The organism is Vibrio sp. 1580 (assembly GCF_033340055.1).
The window spans coordinates 1-764 of record NZ_JAWOVT010000223.1 but is presented as its reverse complement, the minus strand read 5'-3'; the positions used below and the strand labels follow the sequence as shown (position 1 = coordinate 764).

Here is a 764-nt window from a genome sequence, read left to right as displayed (position 1 = left end):
TTCCATTGAGTGCGGGTAAAGCGGTCATCGGAACAATCAAACTCTATGAACCTAAGCGTAAGCTGTTCTGAACCGCCAACATGTCAATGGCAGAAGGGATAGCTCAGTTGCTCTCCAGCCAAATTTTGTATGGCGATTATCAACAACAACAAGCGCTGTTAGCGCAGGCAGAAATCAAACTGCTGCACGCGCAGGTAAACCCTCACTTTTTGTTTAACGCGCTCAATACCATCAGTGCAATTACACGCCGCGACCTAGATAAAGCCCGTGAGCTTATCCAAAACTTGTCGCATTTCTTCCGCAGTAACTTAAAACAGAACATCAATACGGTGACGCTGAAAGAAGAGCTTGCACACGTCAATTCTTACCTCAGTATCGAAAAAGCACGCTTCACGGATCGCTTGGAAGTAGAAATAGATATCGACCCAGAGTTGCTCGATATCAAGCTGCCAAGTTTTACACTTCAACCCTTGGTGGAAAATGCCATCAAACACGGCATCTCCAATATGCTTGAAGGTGGAAAAGTTAAAATTTATAGCGAAGTGCACCCTCAAGGACATCTGATTACGGTCGAGGACAACGCAGGCAGTTTCCAGCCACCAAAAGACAACCACTCAGGTTTAGGCTTGGAAATTGTAGACAAACGTCTCACTAATCAATTTGGGCGTGACTCAGCGCTAAAAATTGCGTGTGTGACGCATCAATTTACTAAAATGAGCTTTATCATTCCCCCGAAATCATAAACCCAATCAGCAGCAATAAAG

At 44.6% G+C, this 764-nt stretch carries 1 pseudogene; it reads left to right on the top strand.

From position 1 onward, the window contains the following. Positions 1 to 743 (top strand): annotated as a pseudogene (locus R7093_RS25165) (sensor histidine kinase); the annotation flags it as partial. Positions 744 to 764: the final 21 nt, after the last annotated feature.